This is a genomic window from Sphingosinicella sp. LHD-64, from assembly GCF_031157375.1.
Taxonomy (GTDB): domain Bacteria; phylum Pseudomonadota; class Alphaproteobacteria; order Sphingomonadales; family Sphingomonadaceae; genus Allosphingosinicella.
In genome coordinates this window covers 982145-997305 of sequence record NZ_JAVIFV010000003.1, presented here as the reverse complement: position 1 = coordinate 997305, position 15161 = coordinate 982145, and the positions used below count along the sequence as shown (strand labels likewise).

Here is a 15161-nt window from a genome sequence, read left to right as displayed (position 1 = left end):
GCCGCTCTTGCCAAAAACCGTCCGTTTTCGGTCAAAAGGGACTGGCGTCGGTTGATCGTTCAATCGACCGGTCTAAGAAATTGCCTGCCGGTCACGGCTCCTCCGTTCTCTCTCCGACGGTGCGCAATGAGGCGCTCGGGCGCTTGCCCGGCCTCCACCCAGCACTCCAGGGCCAGCCGAACATCGTGATCTGCATCGCCTTGCAGTGCGGGACTTACCATCGACTGGCCAAAACTGTCGGATCCCGGGCCGCCCTGGCAATGCTCCATGCCGGGAACCATGAACAGTCGATAGAACGATCGCATCGCGGCAACCGAGCCGATATCGGTCGCAACAGCCCGATAGTAACCAAGCCCCCGAATCGGCGAAATGACCGCGTCCGCCCAGCCGAAATAGGAGATGATGCGGCCGCCTCGTGCCCTGAAGCGATCATAGCCCGTTGCGCCGGCATCCAGCCACGCCGCCGTGTCGGGCGGGGCGCTGGCCCCGATCAAGGACGAGCTGCCGAAGAAGTAGCGCGCGCCCTGGATGGCGAATCGAAGCTGCGACGGCGCGGTCGGGTCGCTGTTGAGGATCCAGCTGTCCCAGTTGCCGGGGTAGGCCGCCGCCGTCGGTTGGAAGCCTGCAGCAACGATCTGCCGAAGCGTTTCGGCCTGGGATTCCGTCAGGCAATCGTCACGCTCGCCGCCCCGGCAGAGCAGGATATCGACATCCAGGCGGCAGGCAGGGGGGTTGGTCGCGATGCCGTTGGGCGTCGTCCCGGATGGACAGGCGGCGAGGGCGGCACGCTGGATGGCCGGCAGCTTTGCCCTGGGCAGATAGGCGCCGGGGACCGCATGCAACCGGTGCTGCACATGGGCGAAGTCGAGAAGCTGCTGCGTCCAGGGATTTGCAGGCGCGCCTGCGAGGATGCCGTCCCAATCGTCCGGATAACGCTGCGCCGCGACCAGCGCCTGGCGCCCGCCGTTCGAGCAGCCGGCGAAGTAGCGCCAGCGGGCGGGTCGACCATAATAAGCCTGGATCAGGGCCGCGGCGGCATCCGACGTCGCCTTGATCGAGCGATGTCCATAATCCTCGAGCGCCACCGGATTTCCCCGGGCCCAGCTCGCGTCGAAGGCGTCGGCGCGATGGCCGGTGTCGGTCGACGCCGCGGCATTGCCGCGCATCGCCTCGGCTTGGAGCGACGGACTGTGGATGCCGCCAGCAAAACCGCCATTGCCGATCTGGTAGTAGCGGCCGCTCCAGCCCTCGCGCGGCAGCCAGAGCTCGAAGCCGATGCGCGAGCCCGGCACGGGTCGGGCGATGCCGCGCACCCGGCATGCCTCGCCCGACGAGGGCAGGTGCATCATTTCGGCGGCTTCGATCGTGACGTTCGCGATATCGGCCCTGCGCAGCGCCGTGCACGCGTTCGGCTGCGCCTGTGCTCCCGACAGGTGCCAGGCCACGAGCGCCAGCAGCGCGGTGAGGCTCAGGCGGCCTCCTCCGCCCAGGCGAAGCGGAAGGGCGTGGCGCGCGGATCGATGCCCGCGAGCATCATTCCCTGGCCGCGCGAGGCGTGGCCCTCCGTGAGCGGCTCGTCCTCCGGATCGCGCATCTGGATGAGCCAGGTCGTGCGCGGCTCGCTCGATACGTTCACGCCGGAGCCGTGGACGAGCAGATAGGACATGAAGATCGCATCGCCCGCCTTGGCGGGGATCGGGGTCGCGCCGGCGATCGGATAGATGTCCTCAGGCAAATGATGGTCCTGCCCGATCGCCGCGAGCGGCCCGAGCTTGTGGGTGCCGGGATAGACGCGCACGCAGCCCTTCTCCTCCGGCGCATCGTCGAAATGAAGGATGACCGCGATCATCGAGTGCCGCGTATGCGGGAAATAGGGATAGTCCTGGTGCATCGGAAAGGGCGAGCCCTTCTCGGGCGGCTTGATGAACATCTTGTTGTGATGGAGCTGGACGTTGGGCCCGATGATGTCCCGTGCGATGGATGTGATCCTGCAATCGGTCAGCAGCCGGGTGAAGGCGGCGGAGCGAAAGTGGACGTCGTGGCTGTGCAGGATGCTCGTGCCGCCGCCCTGGACGCTGCTCCAGGTGGCGTCGTTGCTGCCCTGGCGCGCGGCAAGCGCATGGAGCTCGGCGCGATAGGCTGCGGCCTCGTCCGCGGCCAGCAGGTTCCGGACATGGACGAACCCGTTTTCCCGGTAGAACGCCCGTTGCCCGGCATCGAGCCCGTTCGCCGACATGCCGCCGCTCCTGTGAATTTGTGAGGTCAGGCTAGCGTTCATCCGTGCCGGCCGCAATTGGATGTGCCGCCATCTTCTGGTATATTTGTGATCATGCAGCAGCTCGCCTGGCCGGTCGCGATTCTCCCCCGGGTGGTCGTCGCCGGGCGTTTCGCCCTCGCCGATACGGGCTTTGCGACCACCTATCTCGGCCGCACCCATGCGCTCCACCTGCACGATTATCAGGGGCGGATGCGGCTCGCGGGGGGAATGCAGCCGCTCGGCCCGGGCGATCTGACGCTGAGCCCGGCCGGCCAGCCCAGCAGCTACGATCTCGCGGACTCCGGCCACCACTGGTGCATCCATTTCGCTCCGGTCGAGGCCGCGGACGGGGCGATTGTGCTCCCGCTTCACCTCCACCTCGCCGCGGCGGCGTCTGCTGCGCGCGAACGGATGGCGCATGTGGCGAGCCTTCACGCGCGCGGCGGCGCAAGTCCGGTGGCCGCAGCCGGCGCGTCGCTGGCGCTGCAGGAGCTGCTGCTGTGGCTCTGGGAACGGACCGCGCCCATGCCGGCCGGCGCCGCCAGGGCCGAACGGGCGGCGGCCCTGATCGACGCGCGCTTTGCCGAGCCGCTCACCATTGCCGGCATCGCGCGCGAGCTCGGCTGCGCGCGCGCCCATCTCGCCCGCCAGTTCCGCGCGCACTTCGGCAATACGCTCGCCCATCGCCTGATCGAGCGGCGGATGGCGCACGCCCGCTACCTGCTCGAGGCGACCGACCTGCCGATCTGGCGGGTGGCCGAGCGTAGCGGCATTCCCGATCCGCAGCATTTCAACAAGCTGGCGCGGCGTTTTCTCGGAGCCAGCCCATCCGCCGTCCGGGCCGCAGCGAACGATAGCCTCGGGATCGATCCGGATCGCTGACTAGGGCGCGGCCGCCTTCACCTGCCAGACCAGCAGCCGCATCGGCCCGGCTCCGGTATTGCATATCCCGTGCGAATGGCCGCGCTTCAGCAGCGAGATGTCGCCGGCGGCGAAGGGATGCTCTGCGCCGTCGAGGAGCAGCGTGCCCGCGCCCTCGATCAGGAAATAGACTTCCTCGCTGTCCGCGTGGAAATGCTCGCCGATACCGGCGCCGGGCGGCAGCATGTCATCGTGCACGAATTGCAGCCCCAGTTCGCTTTCGCCGCGCTCGACCGCCCAGCCGATATCGACGCGGCCCTGACCGTCGTGGCAGCCGTCGGCCGCCTCGCGCCGGATTTCGCTTGTCGTCCTAAGCATTGCAGTGCGCGTGTCGGTCATTCCACATCTCCTGCCTGGCCGAAGATTAGGATCGAGGCTGCCTCGCCCAAGCGAGCCAGATCGCGGAGGTCCAGGAGAAATCGTCGCCGCCGCTGCCGGTGCCGTCGACCGGGCTGAACGCCTCGTAGAGGCCGTTGCGCTCGATCAGCGTGCGGGTGTCGCCCCGCACGCGCTCGCCGCGGTCCGTCTCGCCCGCTTCGGTGAGGCCGGTGCCGATCATGTAGTTGACCACGGCCCAGACCGGCCCCCGCCAGTAGCGGATCATCTGGAAGCCGGGGTCGGCGGGATCGAGGCTGGGCATCAGGTAGGGGACGCTCGCGCCGATCCGGTCGAAATGGGCGAGCGTCGCCGCGTCGCGGGCCGGGTCGGCGAGGCCGGCGTAGAAGCTCAGGAACGAGGTGCTGGTGATGAAGCCCGAATGCCGGCCGGTGACGAGGTCACGCGAACACCAAGTGCCGGTCTTGTCGTCCCAAAGCCAGGAAATGCCCCGTTCGGCGCGTTCGATCAGATCGTCGAGCTCCGCCGCCGCGCTTTCGTCGCCGAGAACCCGCGCCAGAACAGCGAGGTCGCGATTGGCGCGCAGCAGGATCATCGACATGCCGATGTCGGCGACGCGGAACGGATTCTTGCGCGAGATGCGGCCATGGTCCCAGCCGGTCGCCCGGCCGAACTGGACGAGCGCGAGATAGCGGTCATATTCGAGCTTGGTCGGCCGCATCTTGGCGTCGAGATGGCTGGTGTCGCGGCGGACATAGTCGCCCACGTTGGAGATATCGATCGGCTCGCCCGGAGCGTCCCATTCGGGCGAGTTGTCGCGGCCCGTCTCCCAGGGGTGCATGGCGACGACCACGCCGCGCTGCTCAGGGTCGCGAAAATCGCGGAACCAGCGGTGCCAGGCGAGGAGCTTCGGGAAGAGCGCAGCCAGACGCGGGCGATAGGCGCCGCCGTCGCCGGCCGCTTCGGCGCTGTCCCAGAGCTTGCGGACGACCGTGGCGGCAACCGGCGGCTGGGTGATGCCGGAGGTGACCGGAGTGCGCCCCGTTCCCCAGACGGCCGGGCCGGGGAAGTAGCCGGGATCGTCCTGCCAGAAGACGATGTGGGGGAGAAAGCCGTTCTCCCACTGGGCGCCGAGCAGCGTCTCGAGCTCCTGCCACGCGCGATTGCGGTCGAACGTGTCGAAGCCCAGCGCGACGAAGGCCGAATCCCAGTTCCACTGGAACGGATAGACGCGCCCGTTGGGCACGGTATAGCCGCCGCGGTCGTTCGCGCGGAGGATCGCCCGCGCTTCCTCGTCCCTGTCGTTGATCGTCATGTCCGGCCTTTTACGCAAAAGGGGCGGAGGCACGATGGCCTCCGCCCATCGGGGAGGGGGATCAGAAGTTGAAGGTGAGCCGCCCGGTGATCCGGCGCGGCAGCACTGGGCGGCCAACGAAGAAGGCACCGCCGGTCGTCTGGTTCGCATCCTGGCGTGGCGAGCCTTCGGTGGTCGCATCGGTGTCGAACAGGTTGAACACGTTGATGCCGAAGCGCAGCGAGCGCTCGCCGCCGAGGCCGAAGCGGTAGCCGGCATCGAGGTTCACGACGTTGAAGCCCTCCAGCACGATCGCATTGTTCGCGGCGGTGAAATTGTCGCCGGTGTAGTTGGTGAAGATCGCGGCATCGAGCTGGCCGTCGTCATAATAAAGGCCGGCATTGTAGAGGAAGTTCGGCTGGCGCTCGAGCTCGTTGCCGATATTGGCCGGCGCGGTGTCGAAGGCGGTGTATTTGTGGTCCTGCAGGGTCAGGTTGCCCTCGAAATAGAGGCCGCCGATCAGCCGCGCCCGGAGCGTCGCCTCGAGGCCATAGGCCTCGGTCGCGACGATGTTGACCTGCTCGCGGAAACCGCCCTGGCCGTCGTTGACGAACAGGACCTGGCGCCGGTTGGTGAGCCGGGTGTAGAGACCGGCGAGCGAGGCGGAGAAGCGCCCTGACGAATAGCGGATGCCGACCTCGGCCTGCTTGATGATCTCGGCGCTGAACGAGGCGGGCTGGCCGAGGGCGTTGAAGGTAACGGCGCGGATCTCGGGGAAGAAATAGCCGCGCGAGGCATTGGCGTAGATGTTGAGATCGTCGGTCAGGCGATAGAGCGCGCCGACCGCCACCGCCCATTCGCTGGTCGCGACCCGCGCCTGCTGGAAGGTGCCGTTCCCCCAGATCACGTCGCGCAGCGCCGCCGCGAGGTCGGGCGTGGTCGTGTCGGTGACGAAGGTGGAGGTGCGTTCGCGCAGGATGTCGCCCTCGAACCGCTCGATCCTGAAGCCGATGTCGAAGGCGAAGCGGTCGGCTTCGATCTGGTCGGCGACATAGGCGGCATAGCGCGAGACCGAATGGCGGTTGTTCACATAGCCTGCGCCCGCGTTGAGGAGGCCGCCCTGGGAAATGACCGTCTGCGCGCCGGTGTTCGGGTTGGTGATGACGAGATCCACCAGGCGCGGCCGGTTGTTGAACTCGGCGAGGTAGGTGGTGGTGACGTTGACGTCCCGCGCCGTCGCATTGCCCCAGAAGCCGCCGATGGTGAAGGTGTGCTCGAGGCTGCCGGTGGTCAGCTCCTTGGTGACGTTGACCTCGACGGTCACGTCCTCGGCCGGGCGGTCGCGATCGGTGAAGCGGTTGGCGAAGAGGAGATAGTCGGCTGGCATCGCGCTGCCGTCGTCCGCAAAAGTGAAGCGCGCGTTGGCAAGGCTGCCGAGGCCGCGGTTGGTGAGGAAGCTCTGCAGCGTTTCCGGCACGTTGATCAGGCCGTCGCCGTCGGACCAGAGGCCGAACTTGTGATCGTAGTCCGCATAGCGGGCGCGCAGATTGACGCCCCAGCCGCCGCCGAAGTCGCGTTCGAAGACGAGCGCGACCGAGCCGCCCTGGGTGCTGACCCCGTCGGCGATGTCGCTCTCGAACGGGCCGTCGGGGGTGTTGAAGCCGAGATCGGCGAACGAGAAGTTGTTCTGGACCGAGAAGACGTCGCGGCCGTCATTGCCCGGCGCCCGCGCGCGGGTCGTGCCGTCCAGCGGCACCGGCAGGTAGAACTGGGTCTTGTCGTCGATATATTGGCCGTAGAGGGCGACGAAGCCGGAGCCGTCGTCGAACCGGTATTGCAGATTGCCGCGGACCTGGAAGCCCTCGGTGTCGAGACCGGTGCGGATCGGGCCCTCGTCGCTGCGGTAGAAGCCGGACAGCGCATAATAGAAATTGCCGCCGAGCGGGCCGCTGATCGCGATGTCGCCGCGGTAGCGGTCGCGCTCCGCCACTTCGAGCTGGACGGTGCCGGTGTGTCGGTCGCCGCCGGTGCGCGAGATATAGTTGATGAGGCCGGCGACCGAGCCCGGACCGAACAGGTTGGAGACGCCGCCGCGGACGAACTCCAGCCGCTCGATGCCGAGATCGTTGCGGTAGTAGACGTCGTAGGCCGAGGAGTTGAGGCCGAACGAGCTGAACACCGGCAAGCCGTCGTACATAAGTGGCGTGAACTGGAACTGGCCGCCCGAGGGCAGGCCGCGGATGAAGACGTTGCTCGCGACCTCGCCGCCGCCGGCGTCGGCCTTGATCGTCGGGATCGAGTTCAGGATGTCGGCCTGGCTGCTGGAGCCCAGGCGGGCCAGCGCCTCGTCGTTCAGGGTGCTGACGGCGAGCGGCGTGTCGAAGGCGGCGCGAGCGCGGCTGGTGCCGGTGATGACGATCGTTTCTTCGTCCTCGGCGGCGACCGGCACGCCGGCCGGCGGCGCATCCTGGGCCGTCGCGGGCTGCCAGGCGATGGCGGCGCTCGCCGCGAGAAGCTGAAGCTTGAACGCGGGGCGCGCGAGCTGGCCGATATGCATGAGTTCTTCCCCTCCTCCCAAAGGCGGTTCTTGTCGCGCACTGTGCCTTGCGCTTGACGGGGCGGTTCGTTGCCGCGCCCATTGCCCCGGAAGCTGAATGGTGTGGCCCGCCGCCGGAAGCCCGATATGCGGGAACAGTCTGTTGCCGCTGGCGCAACGATCGCCTAGGCCCGTCCGGGGAGAGACGCGATGCTGGACATGGGCGACCTGCTCGTCTTCACCAAGGTGGTGGAGACGGAGAGCCTGACCAAGGCGGGCCAGGCGCTGGGCCTGCCCAAATCCACGATCAGCCGACGCCTGTCGAGGCTCGAAGAGCATCTCGGCGCGCAGCTCCTCTACCGGACGACGCGGTCGGTCACCGTCACCCAGGACGGGGCGCTGTTCTTCCAATATTGCATGCGCTCGATGGGCGTGCTGCGCGACGGCGAGCGGGCGCTGCAATCCCAGCACAACCAGCCGCAGGGGGTGATCAAGGTCGCGATTCCCTACCTGCTCGGCCAGACCATTCTCGGGCCGATGCTCGCCAATTTCCTCAACGACTATCCGGACGTCCGGCTGGTCAGCGTGTCGAGCGACACGCCCGTCGATCTGCTGCGTGGCGGCTTCGACCTCGCGCTCGCCGTCGGCCCGCTCGCCGATTCCGATCTGGTCGCGGTGAAGCTCGGTACCACCGAGTGCGGCGCGTTCGGCGCGCCGCTCTATTTCGAGCGCAAGGGCATGCCGCAGAACCATGTCGAGCTGCCACGCTTCGACCTGCTCGCCACCGGCACGGTCGACCGTCGCCACAAATGGCGGCTGCACAACGGCAGCCAGGAGGTGACGGTCGAGTTCCTGCCCAAGCTGGTGTGCAACGACATCCTGCAGCTCCGCCATGCGGCGCTCGCCGAGCTCGGCATCGCGAGCCTCCCCGCTTTCCTCTGCAAGGCCGATTTGGTGGAAGGCCGCCTCGTCGAGGTGCTGCCCGGCTGGCACACGTCGGACCTCAGCTTCTACGCCTTGTTCAGCGATCCCAAGACGGTGCCGGTGCGGGTCCGCTCGCTGATCGACTATCTCGTCGAGAATCTCCGGCCGGTCCTGTCATGGGAGGTTTAGAGCGCATCGTCGTGCGTTGCATCGTCATTGCGAGGAGCGAAACGACGAAGCAATCCAGCCTGGTCCAGAGGCCGCACTGGATTGCGTCGCTGAGTTTATCCTGAGCGACGCCGCAGGCGGCGTCGAAGGGCTCGCAATGACGATCTATGAAAAGTCGGCCCGACCATGTTGCTTCGAATGCAACTCATTGTTCCGAATAACTCGACTATGCAGGCCGAAGCGGCGGCGTCAGCTTTCGTGGCGGAGTGATCGCGCATCGGCGAGCGGCAAGGGCCGCCGCCCTGTAGGAGAGGCGGCAGGCATGCTTCAGGCGAAGGACACGGACGCGCATGCCACCAGCCGCACCCTGCTGCGTACCCTGTTCGACCACGCCGTCGAGGCGGTCTCGCCGCGTCAGGTGATGCCGGCCGTCCTGCCGAGCGCCCCGCACGGACGGCTGGTGGCGATCGCAGTCGGCAAGGCGGCGGCCGAGATGATGCGCGTCGCCCAATCGCACAGCAAGACACCGCTCCCTGGCCTTGTGGTGACGCGGCACGGCCATCTCGGCGAAGGCGCGACCCGATGGCCGGAGGTCGAGGTGATCGAGGCCGGCCACCCGTTTCCCGATGCCAGCAGCGTGCGCGCCGCCGAGCGGGCGCTGGAGATCGCCCATGGTCTCCAGGCAGGCGACGAGTTGCTGGTGCTGCTGTCTGGCGGCGGCTCGGCCTTGCTTGCCTTGCCGGCGGAAGGCGTCAGCCTTGCCGACAAGCAGGAGGTGACGCGGGCGCTGCTTCAGTCCGGCGCGACGATCGCGGAGATCAATTGCGTGCGCAAGCATCTCTCACGCATCAAGGGTGGGCGCCTCGCGGTCGCCGCTGGCGCCGCGCATGTCACGACGTGGATCATCTCTGACATTCCCGGCGACGATCCCTCCTTCGTCTCTTCGGGCCCTACCGTCGCCGACCAGACGACGCTGGCGATGGCGCGCGAGGTTATCGCCGAATATCATGTCGCGGTGCCGGCGAGCGTCGCCGCGGCGCTCGACGATCCCGGCAACGAAACGCCCGAGGCCGACAGCCTCGGCCTCGCCGGTGGCGAGACGGCGATCATCGGCCGAGCCCGCACCGCGCTCGGCGCCGCACGGGAATTCGCGCTGGCGCACGGCTATGCGGTGACCGACCTCGGCGACCAGCTCCAGGCCGAGGCGCGCCATCTCGGCGCCAGCCATGCCGCGCTCGCCCGGCGGCTTGCCGGCGACGGGCAGCGCCGGCTCATTCTCTCCGGCGGCGAGGCGACCGTGACGGTCACCAACCAGGCCGGCCGCGGCGGACGCAATCTCGAATATCTGCTCGGTCTCGCGATCGCGCTCGGTGGTGCGGCCGGCATCTCGGCGATCGCCTGCGACACCGACGGGATCGACGGCACCGAGGCGGTCGCGGGCGCGATCGTCACGCCCGACACGCTGGCGCGGGCGGCGGTGCTCGGGCTCGATCCCGCCGCCCATCTCGCGCGCAACGACGCCTATCCCTTCTTCGAGGCATTGGGCGATCTGGTGGTGACCGGCCCGACCCTCACCAACGTCAACGATTTCCGGGCGATCCTCTATGAGGGAGGCGTTTGATGACGAGCCTCGCCAGCAACCCCGCCCGGGCCGCCGGCGCCTCCTATCCCTGGCTGCTGATCGGCATGCTCTGGCTGGTGGCGTTCCTCAACTCGGCCGACCGCTCGATCCTGATCGCGGTGATGCCGCAGCTCAGGCAGGAGTTCGGTCTCACCGCCACCCAGCTCGCTTTGCTTAACTCGGTCTTCTTCTGGATCTATGCGCTCACCGCCTTCCTTGCGGGCCGGCTCGGCGACAGCGCGCGGCGGACCCGGGTCATCATCTACGGCCTGCTCTTCTGGAGCGCGGCGACCGGCATGACCTCGCTGTCGACCAGCTTCGCGATGCTGCTCGCCTTCCGCGGGCTCGTCGCGTTCGGCGAGGCCTTTTACTATCCGACCGCGACCGCCCTCATCAGCGACTGGCACCGCCCGGCGATGCGCAGCCGCGCGCTCTCACTCCATCAGACCGCGGTCTTCGCCGGCGCAGGGCTCGGCGCCGTCGCGGCCGGCCTGCTCGCCGATTGGATCGGCTGGCACGCACCGTTCCTGATCTTCTCGGTCATCGGCCTGATCTACGCCTTCTTCCTCTTCCGCTGGCTGAAGGATGCGCCGATCGTCCACACCGCGGTCGAGAAGGACAAGCCCAGGGAGCCGATCGGCATCGTGCTCCGGATCAAGCCGGCGCTGATGCTGTGCGCCGTCTTCTTCCTCGCCAACGGCGCCTCGACCGGCGTCACCGTCTGGGCGCCGACCTATATCCACGACGCGCTCGGCCTCGATCTCGCCGGCTCGGCGCTCTGGGGCTCGGCGACGATCAATCTCGCCGGCTTCCTCTCGGTGCCCCTGGGCGGACTGCTCGCCGACACGCTCGCCAGGCGCACGCCGATCGGCCGTTTCTACACGCTCGCCATCGGCCTCACCGGCGCCGCCCTGCTGCTGCTCCCCTTGCTCTCCGCCTCGACCGCGCTGACGGTGGGCATCGTCCTGCTCGCGACCAGCGTCGGCAAGGGCCTGTTCGACGGCTGCATCTATGCCTCGATGCACGACGTGGTGCCGCCCGGTGCGCGTGCGACGGCGGTGGGAATGATGACTCTGTGCGGCTTCATCGGCGCCGGCCTCACCCCGATCTTCGTCGCGATGGCGGCGGAGAGCTTCGGCATGGCCGCCGGCATGACCTCGCTCGCCGGTCTCTATGTTGTCGCGGTGCTGTTGCTGCTGGCGACGCGCGGGTCCACGCGCGCGGCGGTCCTGGCCAACGCGCATGAAGTGGCAGAACGGTGAGCATCGCGCTCGTCCTCGCCGCACCGCGCGCGCTCACATTCGAGGAGAGCGAGGATCCGCCGCTCGCCGCCGGGGAGGTGCGCATCCGGACGCTCTGCTCGGGGATCAGTGCTGGGACCGAGCTCTCGCAGTATCGCGGCACCAATCCGTTCATGAACCGGCGCTTCGACGAGGCGCGACGGCTGTTCGTCGCGCGCGACGAGCCGAGATGGACCTGGCCCGTCCGCAATCTCGGCTATGAGGAGGCGGGCGAGATCGTCGAGATCGGCTCGGGGGTCGCAGATCTGGAGGTCGGCCAGCGCGTCTATGGTACCTGGAATCACCGCACTCATCATGTCGCGCCGGCCGATTATGCGCGCGAACGGCTGCTGCCGGACGGCGCCGATCCGCGCATCGGCATCTTTTCCCATATTGGCGCGGTGGCGTTGAACGGGGTGCACGACGCCCGCATCCGGATCGGCGACCTCGTTGCGGTATTCGGCCTCGGCGTGCCCGGACAGATCGTCGTACAGGCGGCGCGCGCATCCGGCGGGCGCGTCGTGGGGATCGATCCCGACCCTGCGCGTCGCGAGACCGCGCTCCGGCACGGCGCCGTGGCGGTGCGCGATCCGGGCGCCGGCGGCGCCGCCGAGGCGATCAAGGACATGACTGGCGGGCGCGGCGCGGATGTCTGCATCGAGGTTTCGGGCGCAGCGCCGGCGCTGGCCGACGCGATCCGGGCGGTCGCCTATGCCTCGCGCGTCGTCGTCATGGGATTTTTCCAGGGCGAGGTGCGCGGGCTCGAGCTCGGCGCCGAATATCATCACAACCGCGTCGAGCTGGTCTGTTCGCAGATTTCCGGCGTCGCGCCCGAGGCGAGCCACCGCTGGTCGAAGCCGCGCTTGTGGCGGACCGCGATCGAGCTGCAGCATGAGGGCGTGCTCGATCTCGTCCCGCTCATCACCCATGTCGCGCCGTTCGCCGAGGCGCCAGCCCTGTTCGCGCGGCTGGACGCGGGCGAACCCGGCCTGCTCCAGGCGATGCTGGTGTTCGCGGCCACATGAGCCGGCTGAGCGTCGCCCTGCTCGGCTGCGGCGGCATCGCCGCGCGCCATGCCGGCGCGGTCGCGGCATTGTCCGACGAGATGCAGCTGGTCGCAGGCTGCGGCCGCGACCTCGGCCGCACCGAGGCCTTCATGGCCGAACATGGCGGCAGCGCCTTCGTCGACCTCGACCGGATGATCGACGCGGCGCGGCCCGACCTCCTCATCGCGACGCTCCCGCCTTATTGCCGCGGCGGCGAGATCGAGCGGGCGGCGGCGGCGGGCGTGCATCTCCTCGTCGAGAAGCCGATCGCGCTCGCGCAGGCCGATGCCGACGCGATGGTGGAAGCGGTCGAGCAAGCGGGCGTCGTCGCGGCGATCGGTTTCATGTACCGATTCGGCGATGGCGTCCGGCGCTGGCGCGCGTTGGAGACGGGACCAGTGGGCCTCTATGCCGGCGCCTATCATTGCAATGCGCTGCATGCCCACTGGTGGCGCGAGCGTGCCAGGTCCGGCGGGCAGATGCTCGAGCAGGTGATCCACCAGATCGACCTGATCCGCCATCTCGTCGGCGAGCCGGACAGCGTCGTCGCCCGCTTCGCCAACCTCTTCCACCACCATGTCCCCGGCTATGATATCGAGGATGTCTCGGCGATCCTGTTCGGCTGGGACGACGGCCGGATCGCGACGCTCAATGCCTCCAACATCGCCGTGCCGGGGGTGTGGCACAAGGAGTGGTCGATCTATGCCGAGGCGATGACCGGGCGGTTCACCAGCTGGAACGATGCCGTGCTGACGCCGACGCGCAGGACAGGGGAAAGCGAGACGATCGTCGGGACGAGCGATCCGTTCGTCGTTCAGCTCGCCGACGTCGCCGCGGCGATCCGCGCGCGTCGGGCGCCGTCCGTTCCTCTGCGCGAAGGCGCGGCCACATTGCGGCTGGCGCTGGCGGCGCGCCGCGCGGCGGAGACGCGTGAGCAGATCAGGCTCGGCGATGGAGCTTGACCTCGCCGCGCTGCGGATCCGCGGTCTCGGCATCGATCTCGCCGCGATCGCGCCGCTGATCGACGGAACGGTGCCGCCACACCATCAAGCGGAGATCGCTGACGATATCGTCATCTGGCCGCTCGATCCGGGCCGGATGGTGCTCGAGATTGTCGAGGGCGACGACGGGTTTCGATTGCGCGTGCGGTTGGAAGGCATCGACCCCGGTCGCGCCGTCGACAGCCTCGGCCTGCGCTTCGGCGAAGTCCGCGGGTGCCGGCGCTACCTGCGCAATGGCTATCAGAGCTGGGACGGCAGCTATTTCGTCGCACCCGGCACGCCGGCTGGCGATGGGCCGCCGGGCAGGGCGCCGACCCTCGGCTTCGCGATGACCGCGCTCCTGCCGGAGGACGCGTCGGGCGCGCTGGTCCTCGGTTTCACCCGGCATGACCGCTTCCAGAGCCGCTTCCGTTTCGGCGGGTGTGCCGAAAGCCTCTCGATCGACATGGAGACGTTGCGGGACCGCGTGCCGCATGACGGTGCGATCGAAGCCGAGCCGATCGTCCTGTTCCAAGGCGCCGCAGTCGAGGAAAGCCTGCGCGCCTGGTCCCGGCGTGTCGCCGCCCAATCGCCGGTGCCGCCGCGCCTGCCGGCCCGCCGGATCACCGGCTGGTGCTCCTGGTACAATCTCTATGCGGCGATCGACGAGCGGCTGATCCTCGAGCACCTGGCCGGGGCGACTGCCTTCCGGGACGCGCACGGCGTGCCGCTCGGCATCTTCCAGATCGACGACGGCTTCACGCCCGAAATGGGCGACTGGCTCGACGTGAAGCCGCAATTCCCGCGTGGCATGGCGCCCTTGCTCGGCGACATTGCGGCAGCGGGCTTCACCCCGGGCCTGTGGATCGCGCCGTTCATGGTCGGCAACCGCAGCCGCCTGTTCGCCGAACATCCCGACTGGATGGTGAAGCGGGCTTCGGACGGGCAGCCGCTGGCCCAGATGACCTTCTATGGCGAGTTCCGCTGGCACAAGCGCAGCGAGGAATATTACATCCTCGACATCACCCACCCGGAGGCGGAAACCTATATCCGGCAGGTGTTCCGCACCTGGCGCCGCGACTGGGGCGCCGGCTATTTCAAGACCGATTTCATGTTGTTCGGCAGCGAGCACGGCCCCGAAACCGCCGGCTGGCATAGGCCGGGCCTGTCGCGCATCGCCATCTGGCGTCGCATGGCCGCGCTCATCCGCGAGGAAATCGGTGAAGCGCTGTGGCTCGGCTGCGGCTGCCCGCTCTGGGCGTCGGTCGGCCTCGTCGATGCGGTCAGGATCGGCCGCGACATCGGCGTTAGCTGGACCGGCGACTACTCCGCCGAAAGCCTGCTGCGCGATCTCCAGACCCGCAATCATGGCAACGGCATCCTCTGGCAGGCGGACCCCGACTGCATCCTGCTGCGCGACCGTTTCCACGAACTCACCGACGTCCAGGTCGAAACCCTCGCCCGCTTCGCCGGTCTGTCGGGCGGGGTGCTGATGACCAGCGATGACCTGACCGAACTGTCCGGGGCGCGCCAGCGCCTCTTCTCGGAACTTCTGTCCCGGCCGATCGATCGTTGCAGCTTTCCAGCGCTGGAGGAGGAATCGGACCTTGTCATCCAGGATATCGAGTGGAGCGGTGCCGTGGTCGGCACGAATTTGGTCAATCCGGCGGAGGGCCCCGCCACACGGAACGGGCGGATCTTGCCCCCATTCGAATCGCGTTACTCAAGCGCGCATGTCTGAAGGCCCAGAGAATCTCCGCGAATGGCAGATTTCGCCAATTCCCTCCTGAAAGCGGAC

12 protein-coding genes are annotated in these 15161 nt (G+C 68.2%); 7 read left to right on the top strand and 5 right to left on the bottom strand.

Annotated features, from left to right (window positions below; translation table 11 throughout):
* Positions 1-59: 59 nt before the first annotated feature.
* Together RCO27_RS12885 and RCO27_RS12880 are read right to left on the bottom strand one after the other, a co-directional pair.
* A complete protein-coding gene (locus RCO27_RS12885) occupies positions 60-1445 on the bottom strand; it encodes a tannase/feruloyl esterase family alpha/beta hydrolase (protein WP_309003068.1) in 1386 nt (461 codons plus the stop codon).
* A gap of 23 nt (positions 1446-1468) precedes the next feature.
* Positions 1469-2236, bottom strand: a complete 768-nt coding sequence (locus RCO27_RS12880; RefSeq protein ID WP_309003067.1) for a phytanoyl-CoA dioxygenase family protein — start codon at positions 2234-2236, stop codon at positions 1469-1471.
* A gap of 93 nt (positions 2237-2329) precedes the next feature.
* On the opposite strand from RCO27_RS12880, the gene RCO27_RS12875 reads away from it, so the two are divergent.
* Positions 2330-3139 carry a helix-turn-helix transcriptional regulator gene (locus RCO27_RS12875; RefSeq protein WP_309003066.1) on the top strand — a complete coding sequence of 270 codons (810 nt, stop codon included), beginning with the start codon at positions 2330-2332 and terminating at the stop codon, positions 3137-3139.
* On the opposite strand, the gene RCO27_RS12870 is transcribed toward RCO27_RS12875, so the two are convergent.
* From RCO27_RS12870 to RCO27_RS12860, 3 genes are all read right to left on the bottom strand, one after another.
* Positions 3140-3517 carry a cupin domain-containing protein gene (locus RCO27_RS12870; protein WP_309003065.1) on the bottom strand — a complete coding sequence of 126 codons (378 nt, stop codon included), beginning with the start codon at positions 3515-3517 and terminating at the stop codon, positions 3140-3142. It abuts the gene before it with no gap.
* A 25-nt stretch (positions 3518-3542) separates the two neighbouring features.
* Positions 3543-4829: a trehalase family glycosidase gene (locus tag RCO27_RS12865; protein WP_309003064.1), complete on the bottom strand. Its 1287-nt coding sequence runs from the start codon at positions 4827-4829 to the stop codon at positions 3543-3545.
* Between the two features lie 61 nt (positions 4830-4890).
* Positions 4891-7365, bottom strand: coding sequence for a TonB-dependent receptor domain-containing protein (locus RCO27_RS12860; RefSeq protein WP_309003063.1), 2475 nt, complete (start codon positions 7363-7365; stop codon positions 4891-4893).
* Between the two features lie 189 nt (positions 7366-7554).
* Between RCO27_RS12860 and RCO27_RS12855 the strand changes: the two genes are divergently transcribed.
* The 6 genes from RCO27_RS12855 to RCO27_RS12830 all read left to right on the top strand — a co-directional run bounded on the left by RCO27_RS12855 (position 7555) and on the right by RCO27_RS12830 (position 15104).
* Positions 7555-8457 carry a LysR family transcriptional regulator gene (locus RCO27_RS12855; RefSeq protein ID WP_309003062.1) on the top strand — a complete coding sequence of 301 codons (903 nt, stop codon included), beginning with the start codon at positions 7555-7557 and terminating at the stop codon, positions 8455-8457.
* 301 nt (positions 8458-8758) lie between these two features.
* Positions 8759-10057 (top strand): glycerate kinase, encoded by a 1299-nt coding sequence (locus tag RCO27_RS12850; protein ID WP_309003061.1) that lies wholly within the window; start codon positions 8759-8761, stop codon positions 10055-10057.
* Positions 10057-11319: an MFS transporter gene (locus RCO27_RS12845; RefSeq protein ID WP_309003060.1), complete on the top strand. Its 1263-nt coding sequence runs from the start codon at positions 10057-10059 to the stop codon at positions 11317-11319. The genes RCO27_RS12850 and RCO27_RS12845 overlap by 1 nt, the downstream gene beginning before the upstream one ends.
* On the top strand, positions 11316-12362 hold the full coding sequence (locus RCO27_RS12840) for a zinc-binding dehydrogenase (protein ID WP_309003059.1): 1047 nt from the start codon (positions 11316-11318) through the stop codon (positions 12360-12362). Before RCO27_RS12845 ends, RCO27_RS12840 begins: the two co-directional genes overlap by 4 nt.
* On the top strand, positions 12359-13345 hold the full coding sequence (locus RCO27_RS12835) for a Gfo/Idh/MocA family oxidoreductase (protein ID WP_309003058.1): 987 nt from the start codon (positions 12359-12361) through the stop codon (positions 13343-13345). The genes RCO27_RS12840 and RCO27_RS12835 overlap by 4 nt, the downstream gene beginning before the upstream one ends.
* Positions 13314-15104, top strand: coding sequence for an alpha-galactosidase (locus RCO27_RS12830; protein WP_309003057.1), 1791 nt, complete (start codon positions 13314-13316; stop codon positions 15102-15104). The genes RCO27_RS12835 and RCO27_RS12830 overlap by 32 nt, the downstream gene beginning before the upstream one ends.
* The last annotated feature ends 57 nt before the right edge of the window (positions 15105-15161 follow it).

What these genes read in the sequence shown, in the direction of transcription:
- RCO27_RS12880 (WP_309003067.1), bottom strand. Translation starts at nt 2,236, where the DNA reads ATGTCGGCGAACGGGCTCGATGCCGGGCAACGGGCGTTCTACCGGGAA.
- RCO27_RS12875 (WP_309003066.1), top strand. Translation starts at nt 2,330, where the DNA reads ATGCAGCAGCTCGCCTGGCCGGTCGCGATTCTCCCCCGGGTGGTCGTC.
- RCO27_RS12870 (WP_309003065.1), bottom strand. Translation starts at nt 3,517, where the DNA reads ATGACCGACACGCGCACTGCAATGCTTAGGACGACAAGCGAAATCCGG.
- RCO27_RS12865 (WP_309003064.1), bottom strand. Translation starts at nt 4,829, where the DNA reads ATGACGATCAACGACAGGGACGAGGAAGCGCGGGCGATCCTCCGCGCG.
- RCO27_RS12860 (WP_309003063.1), bottom strand. Translation starts at nt 7,365, where the DNA reads ATGCATATCGGCCAGCTCGCGCGCCCCGCGTTCAAGCTTCAGCTTCTC.
- RCO27_RS12855 (WP_309003062.1), top strand. Translation starts at nt 7,555, where the DNA reads ATGCTGGACATGGGCGACCTGCTCGTCTTCACCAAGGTGGTGGAGACG.
- RCO27_RS12850 (WP_309003061.1), top strand. Translation starts at nt 8,759, where the DNA reads ATGCTTCAGGCGAAGGACACGGACGCGCATGCCACCAGCCGCACCCTG.
- RCO27_RS12845 (WP_309003060.1), top strand. Translation starts at nt 10,057, where the DNA reads ATGACGAGCCTCGCCAGCAACCCCGCCCGGGCCGCCGGCGCCTCCTAT.
- RCO27_RS12835 (WP_309003058.1), top strand. Translation starts at nt 12,359, where the DNA reads ATGAGCCGGCTGAGCGTCGCCCTGCTCGGCTGCGGCGGCATCGCCGCG.